Source organism: Microcystis sp. M49636_WE2, assembly GCF_030065375.1.
Lineage (GTDB): Bacteria > Cyanobacteriota > Cyanobacteriia > Cyanobacteriales > Microcystaceae > Microcystis > Microcystis aeruginosa_C.
In genome coordinates this window covers 1-2001 of record NZ_JASJFG010000311.1, presented here as the reverse complement: position 1 = coordinate 2001, position 2001 = coordinate 1, and the positions used below count along the sequence as shown (strand labels likewise).

The following is a 2001-nucleotide window of genomic DNA, read 5'->3' as shown; positions in this document are numbered from 1 at the left end:
TTTTATGGGCAGATATTTTAAAACTGTCTCTTGAAGCTAATTATGATGATTATCTTGAAAAAAAATGATAATTAGACAGAAGTTCTCTATGTGAACAAGAGAACTTTATCTTCTTTTGTTTTCAAAATGAGAATTGCTGCGTTCACCACTGGCCCGACACCGTAGGCAGCGGCGATTACCTGTTCGCGGACTAAACCAAAAACCTTACTGATTAAGGTGGCAACGGCGACAATTCCGGCAATACCGGCTAAGGAACGGGTAGCTTTCTTATTAATGACGACACCTCGAAAGAAAACAACTGCATTGATCGATTCTACCCGTTTCTGTGTTCCCGTAGAAAAGCGCTCTCTAGTTGGCAAATTTAATTTGACTGGAGTGTATAACACCCATTTCCCCACAGACATTCGTATAATACCAAGAGCCAACCGAACCATAAATATTGATGGTTCTACGTTCTCTGACTGAACAGATGATATTGCCATTGGGGGATGTTCTCACATTTGATGGTGGAGAAAACACTATTGCCGTAGCGATTCTTGATGTAGATTGAGAACTATCGAATCTGTAACTACACACCACCTCTAGCATTGTTTGAGTCGCTTGAGAGCGGGGACGATGAATTTGTCTTTCGGGAAAAGTCGTCCAAGTTCCGTTATCACAATTAGCTTGGCTAACCAGTCGTTGATTTCCTAAATAATAAACGAAGTCAACACTACGCGAACTAGCCGGAACAATCGAACATAAATCGATGTTAACGCTTTTTCCCGTCACAGCAGTTCCGGCAAAGTAATTACAAGTTTGAGCCAAAACTATATTCGGTTTTGCCCAGAAAGCACCGACTACCATTGTTAAAGATAGACTAGAAATCAAAATAATTGTTTTCATGGTTGATTTTACATTTTCTGGAGGCTTTTTCTGAGATTATTTTATACTCAATTGAATTGTGGCTAAAAGCTGATGGCGACAAAATATTAGTATTTCGGCTCTTCTGGTTTCTGTGTGGAAACGAGGTCTATACTGATAGTTTCTTCGACAAAATAGTCCTAAAAGTGTTACCTGATAAGCATTTCACGATTCCATAAGCAAAAATTATCACACAAAGTCGAGAAGAGCCGTATTTCTTCTTATCTAATTCTCTGTTCCCGTAGAAAAGCGCTCTCTAGTTGTCAAATTTAACTTGACTGGACTGTATAACAGCCATTTCCCCACACAGATCCCTAGAGAGCGTTTCTCATAAAGATGAAGTATAAGCTAATTCGGCATCGATGATCGACTCCCACCTGACCATTAAGATAACTGTTAAGTAGCTGGTTATAATTAAATTAAAAATGGATTTTAGGTTCGATCCCCCCTGCCCCCCTTGATAAGGGGGGTGCCGATAGGCGGGGGTATCTGACAACTTTTAACGCCTACCTACTTATATAGCGTTTCCTAAGCTAGTGAGGTACAGCTATTTTTGGTTCTTCGGTTTGTGTTATGCGATGGACGGGGGTTATAAGAGATGAAACCCTTATAGAGAAAGACATTGCTTCGATATTTGTCAATTGTTTTCGATCTAGAGCGAACTAATCAATTAAGTCTTTTGCCAGATAAGGATTTAGTCGATTTATGCCACCCGATTGAACCATAAGTAGTCATGCAAAATTAATTACCCAAATAAAAAATTAAGAAGTATAATACATAAAAAAACGAAGCAGCAGGAAAATACAATGAGATTGATTAGAGACCTAAACCCCGAGAGCCAGAAAAGGCTAGAGAGAATTTATCGAGCTAGTAAACATCATCAAGTAAGAGAGCGAGCGAAATGTATACTCTTAAGTTTTCAGGGAACCACGATAGAAGAATTGAGCGGAACATTTGCAGTTACGAGAAAGACCATCTATAATTGGTTGACGGCCTGGGAAGATAGAAAACTAATTGGTTTTTATAATCGTCGAGGAAGAGGGAGAAAACCTAAATTGACAGAAGCACAAGGTCAACAAGTTATTGACTGGGTAAAAG

2 protein-coding genes and 1 pseudogene are annotated in these 2001 nt (G+C 39.2%); 1 reads left to right on the top strand and 2 read right to left on the bottom strand.

The features are described 5' to 3' along the window. Window positions 1-137: 137 nt before the first annotated feature. Both PX484_RS07515 and PX484_RS07510 read right to left on the bottom strand, forming a co-directional pair. Window positions 138-404: pseudogene (locus PX484_RS07515) on the bottom strand (murein biosynthesis integral membrane protein MurJ); the annotation flags it as partial. Then, entirely contained in the window at window positions 349-885 is a 537-nt protein-coding gene (locus PX484_RS07510; protein WP_288103331.1) for a hypothetical protein, read from the bottom strand. The gene PX484_RS07510 and the pseudogene PX484_RS07515, both read right to left, overlap by 56 nt. Before the next feature lie 824 nt (window positions 886-1709). Here PX484_RS07510 and PX484_RS07505 point away from each other — a divergent pair. Further along, on the top strand, window positions 1710-2001 hold a 292-nt coding region (locus PX484_RS07505), incomplete at its 3' end, for a helix-turn-helix domain-containing protein (protein ID WP_288103329.1).